Genomic DNA, 12813 nt, shown 5'->3' with positions numbered 1-12813 from the left:
AACAATGATTGTAAGAACGCTAGAAGAGTGCCAAAACAGTGAACGTCGTGTGGTTGCGCAAAACTGGGAAAGTGTGCGCATGCTACTTAAAGACGACAATATGGGTTTTTCGTTCCATATCACCACGATTTATCAAGATAGCGAAACCCATATCCACTACAAAAACCACCTTGAATCGGTGTACTGCATCAGCGGCGAAGGTGAGATCGAAGTGGTGGGTGGCGAGACCTACCCAATCAAACCCGGCACTTTGTACATCCTCGATAAGCATGACGAACATTTCCTGCGCGCCTATAAAAACAAAGAGATGGTGATGGCGTGTGTGTTTAATCCGCCAATCACTGGCGCAGAGGTGCACGACGAGCACGGCGTCTACCCGCTGGTTGACTGATTCAACCTTGAAGTGGAGCGTCTTGCTGTTCCACTTCTTCTCTCTCCCCACGTTAGTAACTAACCAAGGAATCTTCATGATTTATACCGTAGAAAAAATCGGCGGTACTTCAATGACAGCGTTTGACGCTGTGTTAGACAACATCATCCTGCGCCCCGCAAATCCTTATCATCGCGTGTTTGTCGTTTCGGCTTACAGCGGCATGACTGACGCGCTCCTCGAAGGCAAGAAAACCACCAAACCGGGCGTTTACCAACACATTGCCAAACGCAACGACGAGTGGCAGGAGTCGCTGTGTGAAGTGGAGCAGCGCATGCTGCTGACGAATGAAAACATCTTTGCCGATCCGATGAATCGACTGCGTGCTGACAAGTTCATCCGCTCGCGCATCGCCGAAGCGCGTAACTGCATTACCAATATTTTGGAAACCTGTCAGTACGGGCAGTTTTCTTTGCGCCACTATTTACCACAAATTCGCGAGTTTCTCGCCTCAATTGGTGAAGCGCACAGTGCGTTTAATACCGCGCTCAAGTTAAAAAGCGTCGGCATCAACGCGCGTTTTGTCGATCTCTCTGGCTGGAATACCGAAGAACCCAAATCTTTGGATGAGACGATCAACGCGGCGTTTGCCAGCATCGACCTGACACAAGAGCTGCCGATCGTCACCGGCTACGCGTATTGTAAAGAGGGGTTGATGAGCACCTATGATCGCGGTTACAGCGAGATGACTTTTAGCCGTATTGCCTCACTCACCAATGCTGATCTGGCGGTGATTCACAAAGAGTACCATTTGAGCTCCGCCGATCCGCGTATGGTTGGCCCGGGCAAAGTGTTACCCATTGGCCACACCAACTATGATGTCGCCGATCAGTTGGCGAATTTGGGTATGGAAGCGATCCACCCCAATGCGGCGGCGGGTCTGCGTGAAAGTGGTATTGAGCTGCAAATCAAAAACACTTTTGAACCTGAACATCCGGGCACGCTGATCTCGGCAGACTACGTACCACAAACGGAGAAAGTGGAGATCATTGCAGGCAAAGAGAAGGTATTTGCACTGCATCTTTTTGATCAAACCATGGTCGGTCAGGTGGATAATGTCAGCTATGAGTTGATGGAAATCATCTCCGAGGCACGAGTGAGTTTGATTGGTAAAGAGATGAACGCTAACTCAATCACCTATTATCTGGGGGGCAGTGCTGAAAATCTTAACCAAGTGCTGTACAAAGCGGAAAAACGCTATCCCAAAGCATCGACAAAAGGGCGCATGGTGGCGTTGATTTCCGCCATCGGCTCGCAAATGGATACCAATAAAACGCTGGCCAAAGGGGTGAGCTGCTTAATGAATAACGGCGTGACGCCAGCGGCACTGCACTCGTCTATGCGCAACGTCAATGTGCAGTTTGTGGTGAGTGACAAAGAGTATCGCAAAGCGATCTGTGCCCTGCATGAGACGTTTTTTGAAGCGCAAATGGCCGCGCCAATCAAAACCGAACAGGTGGCATAAGCCGCCTAGTTACAAGGTTCATCCAGATTGTGCTAGTAAAAAAAGGGAGGCTTGCCTATCGCAAGCCTCCCTTATTTGATCGCGCATGGTCAATGCGTTTCAGCCCTAAAACACGTTTACTGTGACTGCTGATGGCAAAAATCGGCCACGTTTAGCTCGCCGCGGGGCCGAGTAGAAAACAGATGCCCAGATTGCGCCGCAAACTCCGCCACTTTATCTTGCATCGCGGTGCTGAACTGATGATTTTCGGCCACCAAGCACCAGAAGCCGCTTGATACGGCCAACTCAAAATCGCTGATCGGCGTGTTGGAGATATCCAGCGCTCGCAGTTGAAGCAGCTCGCCAATATCTAGGCTGGTCAATGGGTTATTGTTTAGTTCCACTTCATACACGTTAATCGCCTTAACGACATCCACATTCTTCAAATGGTTATTAGCTAAAGAGAGGTAACTGAGTCGGCTGCCTTCTGGCAATGTCACGTTTTCTAGCTGGTTATCGTTTGCGGTCAGCTCAAAGGTTTCAGGATTGTGAGTCAGATCCAGCGTTTTGAGCTGGTTCCCTTTTACATCAAGCACGACCAGATCAGGATTAGCGGAGATATCCAGCGTCGACAGTTGATTGTCTGCCAACATCAGTTGTTGCAACTTAGGGTGCTTACTGGCATCAAACTGCTTAAGGCCCATTCCGGACGCCCCCAGTATTTCTAGATTGTTTAGCGCGGCAAAATCCACACTGGTCACGCTGCTGTAACTGATATCCAAACTGTGCAACTGCGTTACATCGCCAGTAAGCTGAGTCAAACTTGGCATCTTTTCCACTAGCAAGGTTGTCAGTTTCTCGTTGTGGCTGAAATCGAGCGCTTTCAGCTTGGTGTCACTGGCCAATAGTTGTTCCAGCTCTACAAAAGGACGCAGATTTAACGTGCTGATTGGGTTTTTATCCAGCATGAGATACTTCAGTGGCAGCCCCTCGGCAAAAGTAAGGGCAGTGAGTTGGTTATCGGATGCGGAGAAGGTTGTCAGCGCGGTGAGCTCTGAAAGATCAAGTTCAGTGAGCTGATTACCATTGACGGCCAACGCAGTCAGAGCCGGCATTTTAGTCAAATTGAGCTCAGACAACTGGTTCTGCGTCAAGACTAAACGCTGCAAAGAAGGCATGTCAGCCAATTGCAGCGTGGCTAATTCCGTGGAGCGAATCTCGACTGCTTCCAATGCGGTTGTGTTGGTCAAGTCGAGCGCAGGTAGTTTTGATTCACGAATGTCTAAATGAGTCAGTGCGCTGTTGTAAGACAAGTCAACGCTTTGCAACTGTGCGAGTTTTTGTATTCTCAAGCTTTGTAAGTCGGCCAGTGGTTTCAGATCGACATGACTCAACGCACTGAGATACAGGGTAAGCTGCTCAATGTCAGGGGTGTAGTTGGCATTGAAATCGCTGAGTTTAGGTGAGCGGATGATCATATTACGCAGATTCGGAAAAGCGGCGAGATCCATGGTGGTACTGATTTCATACCGGATAGGGCATTCAAGAGTCACCACGTCGGTGATTGCGCTCCAGTGATGAAAATCTCGCAGGTCTTCGACGCAGCGTTGCATTTCTGGGTCACGATAGCGGAGTGAAGAGAAACTGCCATTTTTGGGCACAATGGTGAGATCAACCGAACTCACACTGCGCCCGCGTTGATCGTCGACCACTTGCACTGAGATGCGGATTTTATTGGCGGCCCCGGTTTGATACGCGGGGACAGTCAGTTGAGCCTCAGCGCTATCTTTATTGCTCAGGCTTGCCTCTGGCCCTGATAATTGCGCCCAACTGTACTCTGTGATTGTGCCGTCGCTGTCACTCGCGTTGGCCGTTACTGTCAACAGGGTGCCTTCTTGCACCGTGAGGTTGTCACCAAGTGAAACGACGGGTCTTTGGTTGCCGTTGTTGGCGTGCACCGTAATCACCTGACCAGAATTGGCGCTGGCGCCAAGATTGTCGGTCACTTTGACATCAAACTGAATGAGTTCGTCTTCATCGACGTCGGGAACCGTAAAGGTGGTGTTAAATGAGGTTGGATCTGAAAGTGTGACTGGTGGTCCGCCAACTTGCTGCCAATAGATATTGGCGATGCTGCCGTCGCTATCGGTGGCACGGGCATGTAAGCGCACTTCTTGGGTTTCTTCTTGCACCGCAAAAGGTTTTTCAAGATAAAGAACGGGCGCTTGGTTTTGACTGTTGTCTGGCTGATATTTGACCATGACGGCAACGGTGTCGGTCGCTTTCTGCCCTTTCGGGTCGGTGACGGTTAATTGGAAGGCATAACGGGTATCAACCACCACTTGAGGTGTCTCAAAGGTTAGTTGTTCACTGTCGATGCCTTGAAGGTTGAGAGCAGGGCCTTCAATTTGTTTCCATTGGAATGTTAGTACATCGCCATCAGGATCACTGTGTTGAGCCAGTAATTCGATCGGTTGTAAAGGTTCGGTGGTGATATCTTGGCCCAGTTCAACTGACGGTGGGCGGTTTTGCGGTGTGGCGGGGTTATCGGCAGAGCCTCCGGAGCCACCACCACAGGCGCTCAGTACGCTGACGGTTGTCGCCAGTAAGGTTTTTTTCAGCATGACTTTCTCGCTTGATGTTTTTATAAAAAGTAATTTCTGTATATAAAACCATCGCCATATTGACGGGGTTAATATGTAATCGATTGCTTTGGCTGGTTTGTGTGAAGTGAGTTCAAGTTATGAGCATTAACTGCCCAAGGTACAAAGTATCGGTTGACGTTGAAAAGAATAAAGATTGAGCGATTGATGATTAAAAACAATCTTTGCACTATTCGCACATAAATATATTAACATTGCCACATCAATGCTTGACGTTGTTGGCAGATGAAATACGGATAAGCATCAGAAGACAAGCTATTGAAAGAAATAAAAAAGGTGTCGAGCGATCGACACCTTTTGGTCATAAAGGACGGTGTTCAATAAAGAACGATTTAGCTTTGTTTACGGATGAGGTAGTCAAAAGCGCCTAAGCTTGCTTTCGCACCTTCACCCATCGCAATGATGATCTGTTTGTAAGGGACTGTGGTTGCATCCCCCGCCGCAAACACACCATCCATGCTCGTTTCACCGCGGCTGCCGATTTCAATCTCGCCACGAGCAGAGAGTTCAACCGCGGAATCTTTCAGCCATTCGGTGTTAGGCACCAGACCGATTTGCACAAAGATACCAGACAGCTCAAGCTGCTTAATTTCATCCGTGTTGCGGTCTTTGTATTTCAAGCCAGTCACACGAGTACCATCACCGACCACTTCGGTTGTCTGAGCCATGGTAATGATGTCGATGTTTGGCATTGAGTTCGCTTTGTTGATCAGTACTTGGTCAGCGCGCAGCACGTCAGCAAATTCCAGTACGGTCACGTGTTCGACGATACCCGCCAGGTCAATCGCCGCTTCGATACCTGAGTTACCACCACCGATAACCGCGGTTTTCTTGCCTTTGAACAGTGGGCCGTCACAGTGCGGGCAGTAAGCCACCCCTTTGTTACGGTATTCTTGTTCGCCGGGAACGTTCATTTCACGCCAGCGAGCTCCCGGGCTTAAGATGACGCTGTTACTTTTCAGTGTCGCGCCGCTTTGCAGGCTGACGTGGATTTTGCCATCTGCCGTGAACTCAGCGCCCATCAGCTTCTCAGCTTGCTGCTCTGTGATGATCTCCACGCCGTACTCTTTCAGGTGTTCACCCAAGTTCGCCGCCAGCTTTGGACCTTCCGTGTGTTTCACCGAGATGAAGTTTTCGATCGCCATGGTGTCCATCACCTGACCACCTAAACGCTGCGCCACGATACCGGTGCGAATGCCTTTACGCGCGGCGTAAATCGCTGCCGCTGCACCCGCAGGGCCACCGCCGACGACCAGTACATCGTATGGGTCTTTTTCGTTGAGGCTGGCGGCTGCTTTTTCTGCTGCGCCGTCATCCAGCTTGTTGAGGATTTCAGTCAGCGTCATACGGCCTTGGCCAAACAGTTCACCGTTAATGAACACACTTGGCACGGCCATGATGTCACGATTTTTAACTTCATCTTGGAACAGCGCGCCGTCAATCATGGTTGCGCGAATGTCCGGGTTGATCGCCGCCATCATGTTGAACGCTTGCACCACGTCAGGACAGTTTTGGCAAGACAGAGAAATGAACACTTCGACGTCAAGCTTTTTGCCGAGTTTGGCGATTTGCTCAATCGTTTCTTGCTCCAGTTTGATTGGGTGACCGCCAGAGTGCAGCAGCGCCAGAACCAGAGAGGTAAATTCGTGCCCCATCGGCACACCCGCAAAACGCAGTTGTGTGCCTTTGGTTGGGTTGGTCACCGTCATTACTGGCTTGCGATCGCTCGCGGTATCGTCACGCTCTACGCTGATAAGTGAGCTAAGTTCCGCGATTTCATTGGCCAGTGCCAAAATGTCTTGTGAGCCTTTGCTTTCATCTAGGCTGACCACTAAACGGACTTGTTCTTTTAAGTTGGTTAGATACTGTGAGAGTTGTTGCTTGATCGCTTGGTCTAGCATACGAAATACCTTTTTTATTAATTATGAGAGTGGTCACTCTGGATAAAAGGGGGGAGAGCGAACCGGACATTTAGGTCGTCAGGTCAAATACCCAGCTCGCTCTCGAACTCATTAGTAATCAAAAGATCGTCTTAATCAGAAGATTACTGGTCAGGCTTGGTTAGATTTTGCCAACGAGGTCTAGTGAAGGAGCCAGAGTCTGCTCGCCTTCTTTCCATTTTGCTGGACATACTTCGCCTGGGTGAGAAGCAACGTACTGTGCGGCTTTCACTTTGCGCATCAGGTCCTCTGCGTCACGGCCGATGCCTTCTGCTGTGATTTCCATTGCCTGAATCACGCCTTGTGGGTCAATCAGGAAGGTTGCACGGTCTGCCAGACCTTGGCCTTCACGCATCACACCGAAGTTGTTGGTGATGTTGCCAGTTTGGTCGCCTACCATGTAGTAGTTGATTTTGCCGATAGTCTCAGAGCTGTCGTGCCATGCTTTGTGAGTGAAGTGCGTGTCAGTCGATACTGAGTACACTTCAACGCCACGTGATTGAAGCTCTGCGTAGTGATCCGCTAGGTCGCCAAGTTCGGTTGGACATACGAAAGTGAAGTCTGCTGGATAGAAGAAAAATACTGCCCATTTGCCCAGAACGTCTTGTTCAGTGATTTCAACGAACTCACCTTGTTTGAATGCCGTTGCGCTAAATGGTTTGATTTTAGTATTAATCATGTTGCGAGTTTCCTTTAAGTTATTGGTTTGGAATGTTTTGTCTTCGGGATGTATATTCCCATCCGAACGCCGTTTTGGAAAATCGCTTGTGGCTATTCTATTGATAGATGCTATCTATAAAAGTAAAAATCATTGATGTCACAATTTTCTGATGAAACAAGATTACTAGCCGCTTTGTTGGCTGAGATGTTTTAGGATAAGCAGCCAAACGCTTTTGAGAGATAAGGAAATCAACATGCAGTTGCAAGCCGAACAAATTCCCCTAATTTGCAGTGCCTTAGCCAAGATCAGAATTGAAGCCGATTTAACCCTCTTGCCGAAATATACCCACTTTGCGGGCAAACCCTATCCGCTTGGGCGTTGCAAAGAGATCCGCGATCTGGTCTATCAGATGCTTTTAGTGCATTTGGAGACCAAGCACGATGAGGTATTGCAGCCGCTGCGTGAGGCGCTGAAAAATGGCGAGAAGTTAGTGCCTGTCTGGGGTTCTCTGCGGGATGAGTACTTTCAAAATGCCATGGTGCTCGGGGAGTGGTACATTGATGTTTCCAACGATACCGTCAATCCCAACAAGCCTCGCGTCGAGATTGTGCGCCTCAGTGAGGCCGATTTTCATCCCATCCGCTCGTTTGAGAAATTTATCGAAGTAGCAGAGAAGTACTGGCAGGTTGATGTGTATAAGAACACTCTCTTTCCGGCGTTGGCTCCCTTCTTTCCTTTAGTGTGTGTGAGTAAAGAGAGTGGCGCCAGTTGGCTCGCTGCCGCTAACGACGACATGATTGCCGTGGCGATGAACAGCCAGTTTTCGGCTTCCCAACAGATACTGCAACAGCTGCCGACGCTACCTCAGACGATTGCGCAAAAATGGTTGAGCCACGCCAATGCCGAGCTTGACCCTTTGCTTACGGACGCGGGAGATAGCGAACAAATGTGCATCGAGTATCAAGATCGTTCTCAAGACTTGCTGTTTCGAGACCAAGCCGTGCTGGCCTACCTTAAGTTGCCGAAGATGGTTTGATAGGCGTCACTTATTGCCGGGGCTTGGCTGCGCGATTCATGCGTTGACTGGCTAACGCTAACGCGACTTTGGAGGTCGGAAGGCGTCCAAGTGCTTGACAGATTTGCCAACCAGCTTCGGCAACCGCGGGTAAATCGACGCCAGTCTCGATGCCGAGCCCTTGACAGAGGTAAAGCACATCTTCGGTCGCCACGTTGCCTGCTGCCCCTTTGGCATACGGGCAGCCGCCAAGGCCTGCCACACTGCTGTCGATGGTGGCAACGCCCATGGTGAGCGCCTGATACAGGTTAGCCAGTGCCTGTCCCCACGTATCGTGAAAATGCACCGCTAGTTGTGCCACAGAGACTTCCTTTTTAACGGCGTCTAACATGCGCGCAATGCGCAGCGGCGTGCCAGTGCCAATGGTATCGCCAAGGGAAATCTCATAGCAGCCCAACGCCAGCAGATCGCTGGCCACACTGGCGACTTGCTCGGGTTTCGTCGCGCCGTCATAAGGGCAGTCAGCGACGCAAGAGAGATAGCCTCGCACCGGAATATGATGCGCTTTTGCTGCCTGCATCAAAGGCTCGAAGCGTTTGAGGCTTTCAGTAATGGAACAGTTGATGTTGCGCTGGCAGAAACCTTGTGATGCGGAAGTGAAAATCGCCACTTGATCAGCGCCGCTGGCGAGTGCCTGCTCAAAACCTTGCAGGTTGGGGGTCAGCGCCGAATAAACCACTCCTGCGCGGCGTTCAATTTTGGCCAATACTTCTGCCGAGTCGGCCATTTGCGGTACCCATTTGGCCGAGACAAACGCACCCGATTCGATCTGCCTAAGGCCGGTGCGAGACAGTTGATCTATCAGCGCGATCTTACTCTGGGTACTGATGCGAGCTTCATTTTGCAAGCCATCACGTGCGCCGACTTCGACAATCTTGACCGATTTTGCTAACAAACTGTTCATAGGCTACCTCACGGGGTGTCTTTCGCTGACCAATCTTTTGGCACCCAAGCAGGCGCGCGCTTGCTGAAAAAGGCGTTAAGTCCTTCTTGGCCTTCTGGCGATACGCGGATCTGGGCTATCAAGGCGATGGTGTGTTCAATCAGTTCAGGAGTGATGGGCTGGTTATCGCACTGCTGACACAAGCGTTTGGCCTGAGTCAACGCGTTTGGTCCATTGTGCAGCAAGCGATGCAACAGCTCATCCAGTACCTCGTGCAGCGCATGTGGCTGCGAACCCACGACCTGATGCAGCAGCCCCAAACGCAGTGCATTGGCCGCGTCAAGGGTTTCCGCACTCAGCATATAGCGCCTTGCTTGACGCTGGCCGATGGCACGGCATACATAAGGTCCAATGGTGGCAGGGATCAGGCCAAGCTTGACTTCGCTGAGGCAAAAGCGTGCATCTTGGGTGGCGATGGCGATATCGCAGCAGCAAATCAGCCCGAGCGCCCCGCCAAAAGCGCTACCATGCACCAGCGCAATGGTGGGATGAGGGAAGCAATCGAGCGTTTGCATCAGCCGCGCGAGCTCGGACGCGTCTTGATAGTTGTGCTCTTTTGACTGCCCAGCCATTGAACGCATCCACAACAAATCGGCACCTGCGGAAAAATGCTGACCGTTGGCTTGCAGGACTAATACACGCACCGACGGATCAGCGCTTAAGCGTTCAAGCTCGACAAGCAAATGGGCGATCATCACCCCATCGAAAGCGTTGTGTTTCTCGACTCGGTTGAGCGTGAGGCTTGCCACGCCCAGAGCGGATACGTTACACAGCACATCGTGTTGGCGCTCGTTCATCTTTGCCTCCTTGGTCGAGCTCTATGGCTCGCTTACATGCGAAAGATACCAAACTCACTTTCAGGGATGGGCGCGCGCAGCGCAGCGCTCAGTGCATGGCCCAGTACATCGCGGGTTTCGACCGGATCCAAAATGCCGTCGTCCCATAATCTTGCGCTGGCGTAGTAGGGGCTGCCTTGGGTGTCGTACAGCTCGACAATCGAATCGCGAAACGCTTTGGCTTCCTCATCGGGCCAAGCTTCCTGCTGACGTGCTTTGACTTCGCGCCGCACCTGCGTCAGTACCCCCGCCGCCTGTTCGCCGCCCATCACAGAAATACGCGCATTCGGCCACATCCACATCATGGTCGGATCGTACGCTCGCCCACACATGCCGTAGTTGCCCGCGCCGTAGGAGCCGCCAATGATCACGGTGAATTTCGGTACATCGGCACAGGCAACCGCCATTACTAGCTTGGCGCCGTGCTTGGCAATGCCTTCCGCTTCGACTTTTTTCCCCACCATAAATCCAGTGACGTTTTGCAAAAACAGCAACGGGATCTTGCGTTTGGCACAGAGCTCAATAAAGTGCGCCCCCTTTTGCGCCGATTCGGAAAACAGAATGCCGTTGTTGGCAACAATGCCAATGCGATGGCCGTGAAGTTGGGCAAAGCCGCACACCAGTGAGCTGCCATACAGCGCTTTAAACTCATCAAACGCTGAATCGTCGACCAAACGGGCGATGATTTCGCGCACATCGAATGACAATCGCAGGTCGGCGTTAACGATGCCGTACATCTCTTTGGCATCGTAACGTGGCGGCAAGACATCGTGATTCACTGGAGAAGGGGACTGATTGGCGCTGGCAATCGCCTGACGTGCCAGCGCCAGCGCGTGCGCATCGTCCTGTGCATAGTAATCGGCCACGCCAGACTTTTTACAGTGCACATCCGCGCCGCCCAGCTCTTCATCAGTGACGATTTCCCCGGTCGCGGCTTTCACCAGCGGCGGGCCCGCGAGAAAAATGGTCCCTTGCTGTTTGACGATGATCGCCACATCCGCCATCGCCGGAATGTACGCGCCGCCTGCGGTACACAGCCCCATCACCACGGCTATCTGCGGGATACCTTTTGCCGACATGCGCGCCTGATGATAAAAAATGCGGCCAAAATGGTCGCGATCAGGAAACACTTCCGCCTGATGGGGCAGGTTTGCCCCGCCAGAGTCGACCAGATAGACGCAAGGCAGTTGGCAGCGCTCGGCAATTTGCTGCGCGCGCAGGTGCTTTTTCACGGTCAGAGGATAATAAGTACCGCCTTTGACCGCCGGATCGTTGGCGATCACCATGCAATCTATGCCGTGAATTTTGCCAATTCCGGCGACAACACCTGCGCAGGGGATGGCCTCATCGTACACTTGCCACGCGGCAAACTGGCCGATTTCGAGAAAAGTTGAGTCTGCATCGAGTAGGCGCTGCACGCGTTCGCGGACCGGAAGCTTGCCTTTTTGCCGCTGGCGTTCGATGGCTTTTTCTCCCGCGCCGAGTTTCAATGCTTCTCGGTGAGTGAGTAGCTGGTCCACCAGTTCGCTCATGCGGGCAAAGTTCGCTTGGTACAAATCCGATTCGAGTTTGGTTTTGCTGGTAATGACTGCCATTGTTTCTTGCCTCTTTAGCGCGATTCTGCAAACAGCTCACGGCCAATCAGAATACGGCGGATCTCGGAAGTTCCCGCGCCAATTTCGTAGAGCTTGGCATCGCGCAGCAAACGACCTGCCGGGAATTCGTTGATGTAGCCGTTGCCACCGAGCAGTTGAATCGCATCCAGTGCCATCTGCGTGGCGAGTTCGGCGGCGTATAAAATGGCGCCTGCGGAATCTTTGCGTGTCACTTCACCGCGATCGCACGCCGCCGCGACGGTATAGACATAAGCGCGCGCCGCGTTGCAGCGGGTGTACATGTCGGCGACTTTGGCTTGGACCAACTGAAACTCGCCAATCGCCTGACCAAACTGTTTGCGATCGTGCACATAGGGCAAAACCAGATCGAGACAGGCTTGCATAATGCCGAGCGGCCCAGCCGCGAGCACCACCCGTTCATAGTCAAGCCCGCTCATCAGCACTTCAACGCCGCGGTTGATTTCGCCCAGCACGTTCTCAGCCGGAACGCGGCAGTTTTCAAACACCAGCTCGCAGGTGTTGGAGCCGCGCATGCCGAGTTTGTCGAGCTTTTGCGCATGGTGAAACCCGGGGAAATCACGCTCGACAATAAACGCGGTGATGCCGCGGGATTTGGCGCTCGGGTCAGTTTTTGCGTAGACGATAACAACGTTGGCGTCCGGGCCGTTAGTGATCCACATTTTGCTGCCGTTGAGCACAAAATGGTCGTCATGGCGCTCCGCTTTCAGCTGCATGCTGACCACGTCCGAGCCGGCATTGGGTTCACTCATTGCCAGCGCGCCCACCCAAGAGCCATCAAGCAATTTGGGCAGATACTTTTTGCGCTGCTCGGTTGTGCCATTACTAAACAGTTGGTTGACGCACAAATTGGAGTGCGCGCCGTAACTCAAAGCAACCGAGGCCGAGGCGCGGCTGATCTCTTCCATCGCGATTACGTGGGCGAGATAACCCATTTGCGCGCCGCCATCGCTTTCATCCACTGTGACGCCCAGCAAACCCATCTCGCCAAACAATGGCCATAGGTGATTAGGAAATTGGTTTTCCTTATCAATTTGCGCGGCGATCGGTGCGATATGCTCGCTGGCAAATGCGCTGACCTGCTCACGCAGTAGTTCTAATGTTTCACCAAGCCCAAAGTTGAGCATCTGATACTGGCTGTTCATAACACCTCCGTGTTCTCCTGTTTTGAGTGGTGCAGGAGAGGG

The 12813-nt window shown here is 51.9% G+C and carries 10 protein-coding genes; 3 read left to right on the top strand and 7 right to left on the bottom strand.

Annotated elements, in window-relative coordinates; genetic code table 11:
• Positions 1-4 precede the first annotated feature (4 nt).
• A complete protein-coding gene (locus UF06_RS05105) occupies positions 5-391 on the top strand; it encodes an ectoine synthase (RefSeq protein WP_045569486.1) in 387 nt (128 codons plus the stop codon).
• Between the two features lie 76 nt (positions 392-467).
• Complete coding sequence (locus UF06_RS05100; RefSeq protein WP_045569485.1) at positions 468-1895, top strand: aspartate kinase; 1428 nt, start codon at positions 468-470, stop codon at positions 1893-1895.
• Positions 1896-2011: 116 nt separating this feature from the next.
• Here the strand turns inward: UF06_RS05100 and UF06_RS05095 are convergent, their stop codons facing one another.
• The 3 genes from UF06_RS05095 to ahpC form a co-directional block, all read right to left on the bottom strand.
• Positions 2012-4498: a hypothetical protein gene (locus UF06_RS05095; protein WP_045569484.1), complete on the bottom strand. Its 2487-nt coding sequence runs from the start codon at positions 4496-4498 to the stop codon at positions 2012-2014.
• A 371-nt stretch (positions 4499-4869) separates the two neighbouring features.
• Positions 4870-6438, bottom strand: a complete 1569-nt coding sequence (gene ahpF / locus UF06_RS05090; protein ID WP_045569483.1) for an alkyl hydroperoxide reductase subunit F — start codon at positions 6436-6438, stop codon at positions 4870-4872.
• A 160-nt stretch (positions 6439-6598) separates the two neighbouring features.
• Complete coding sequence (gene ahpC / locus UF06_RS05085) at positions 6599-7156, bottom strand: alkyl hydroperoxide reductase subunit C (RefSeq protein WP_039427200.1); 558 nt, start codon at positions 7154-7156, stop codon at positions 6599-6601.
• A gap of 235 nt (positions 7157-7391) precedes the next feature.
• On the opposite strand from ahpC, the gene UF06_RS05080 reads away from it, so the two are divergent.
• Positions 7392-8174 carry a hypothetical protein gene (locus UF06_RS05080; protein ID WP_045569482.1) on the top strand — a complete coding sequence of 261 codons (783 nt, stop codon included), beginning with the start codon at positions 7392-7394 and terminating at the stop codon, positions 8172-8174.
• Between the two features lie 10 nt (positions 8175-8184).
• Here the strand turns inward: UF06_RS05080 and UF06_RS05075 are convergent, their stop codons facing one another.
• The 4 genes from UF06_RS05075 to UF06_RS05060 are packed head-to-tail and all read right to left on the bottom strand — an operon-like array spanning position 8185 to position 12771.
• Positions 8185-9117: a hydroxymethylglutaryl-CoA lyase gene (locus UF06_RS05075; protein ID WP_045569481.1), complete on the bottom strand. Its 933-nt coding sequence runs from the start codon at positions 9115-9117 to the stop codon at positions 8185-8187.
• Between the two features lie 8 nt (positions 9118-9125).
• Entirely contained in the window at positions 9126-9953 is an 828-nt protein-coding gene (locus UF06_RS05070) for an enoyl-CoA hydratase-related protein (protein ID WP_045569480.1), read from the bottom strand.
• Between the two features lie 32 nt (positions 9954-9985).
• Positions 9986-11587: a carboxyl transferase domain-containing protein gene (locus tag UF06_RS05065; RefSeq protein ID WP_045569479.1), complete on the bottom strand. Its 1602-nt coding sequence runs from the start codon at positions 11585-11587 to the stop codon at positions 9986-9988.
• Positions 11588-11601: 14 nt separating this feature from the next.
• The gene (locus tag UF06_RS05060; RefSeq protein ID WP_045569478.1) at positions 11602-12771 is read right to left on the bottom strand and encodes an isovaleryl-CoA dehydrogenase; all 1170 of its coding nucleotides are present in this window, start codon (positions 12769-12771) and stop codon (positions 11602-11604) included.
• Positions 12772-12813 lie beyond the last annotated feature (42 nt).

Source organism: Vibrio sp. S234-5, assembly GCF_000960595.1.
Taxonomy (GTDB): Bacteria; Pseudomonadota; Gammaproteobacteria; order Enterobacterales; family Vibrionaceae; genus Vibrio.
Note: the sequence above shows the minus strand (reverse complement) of the source record. Positions and strands in the feature narration are given on the sequence as shown.